The sequence below is a fragment of the Bradyrhizobium sp. S3.2.6 genome, assembly GCF_040546885.1.
In the GTDB taxonomy this organism is placed as follows: Bacteria; Pseudomonadota; Alphaproteobacteria; order Rhizobiales; family Xanthobacteraceae; genus Bradyrhizobium; species Bradyrhizobium cytisi.
In genome coordinates, this window is sequence record NZ_JBEPOS010000067.1 from 1 (window position 1) to 1166 (window position 1166).

The following is a 1166-nucleotide window of genomic DNA, read 5'->3' on the forward strand; positions in this document are numbered from 1 at the left end:
TGGCCCAAAAGTGATTCGATCACTTCGAACTCACTTTAGCTCCACCGCCTTCTTGGTCGCGAAGGCCGGCTAGATGATCTTCAGTGCACTTAACTCTCCGTAACGCCCGTAACCCCCAGGATCGGCGGATGATCACCACCTACCATTGCGGGGTTACGGTGACAGTGCACTTAACTCGCCGTAACGCCCGTAACCCCCCAGGATGGGCGGATGATCACCACCTGCCATTGGAGATGAATGACATGAATATTGAACTCAGGGGCCGCAAGGCGATTGTCACCGGATCCACCGCCGGTATCGGCCGCGCGACGGCGGAGGGGCTGGCCCGTGCCGGCGCATCGGTCGTCGTCAACGGCCGTGGGCATACCCGGGTCGACGAGGCGGTGCGGCAGATGCGGCAGGCCTTTCCTGGAAGCGACATCTCGGGTATCGCCGCCGATCTTGCGACAGCGGAGGGTGCCGAGGCCTTGATCGCGCAGGCGCCGGACGCCGATATCCTTGTGAACAACGTTGGTACGGCTCACATCCGGGGCTACAATGGCGTCGAGGACATCGCGAAGATCCCCGACGAGGACTGGCTCGGCCTCTTCCAGTTGAACGTCATGAGTGGCGTGCGCGTGACCCGTCATTACCTGCCGCGGATGGTGGCGAAAGGCTGGGGCCGCGTCGTGTTTGTAAGTAGCGAGTCCGCGGTCAACATCCCCAAGGAAATGCTCGACTACGGCATGACCAAGACCGCTCAACTCGCGGTCTCGCGCGGGCTTGCCGAGGCGGTCGCGGGCACGGGCGTCACCGTCAACGCCGTCCTGCCGGGACCCACCCGCTCCGAGATCCTGGGCGACTTCATGGCGAAGCAGGCCGAAGCAAACGGAATCACGCAGCAGGAAGCCGAGCAGGGCTTCCTGAAGGCAATGCGTCCGACCACCCTCATCCAACGCTTCGCGACCACCGATGAGGTGGCCAACATGATCATCTACGCATGCTCGGAGCAGGCTTCGGCGACAACCGGCGCGGCTTTACGGGTGGATGGCGGCGTGGTCCGCTTCGTCGCGTAGCTGCCGGATGACGCAGATTACGGTGACACCCATTAGCCGGCCGGTCGTCAAGATGACGAGCGCATTTTTTTTGGCAGCGCAAGCTGCCAAATCTTTCGCTGGTCGCTTTCA

Annotated in this window: 1 protein-coding gene; it reads left to right on the top strand. The window is 62.3% G+C overall.

The window, feature by feature from the left end; translation table 11 throughout:
• The first annotated feature begins 242 nt into the window (after positions 1 to 242).
• Entirely contained in the window at positions 243 to 1055 is an 813-nt protein-coding gene (locus ABID58_RS37310) for an SDR family NAD(P)-dependent oxidoreductase (RefSeq protein ID WP_354037803.1), read from the top strand.
• The last annotated feature ends 111 nt before the right edge of the window (positions 1056 to 1166 follow it).

Coding starts and splice junctions, on each gene's coding strand:
- ABID58_RS37310 (WP_354037803.1), top strand. CDS start 243: ATGAATATTGAACTCAGGGGCCGCAAGGCGATTGTCACCGGATCCACC.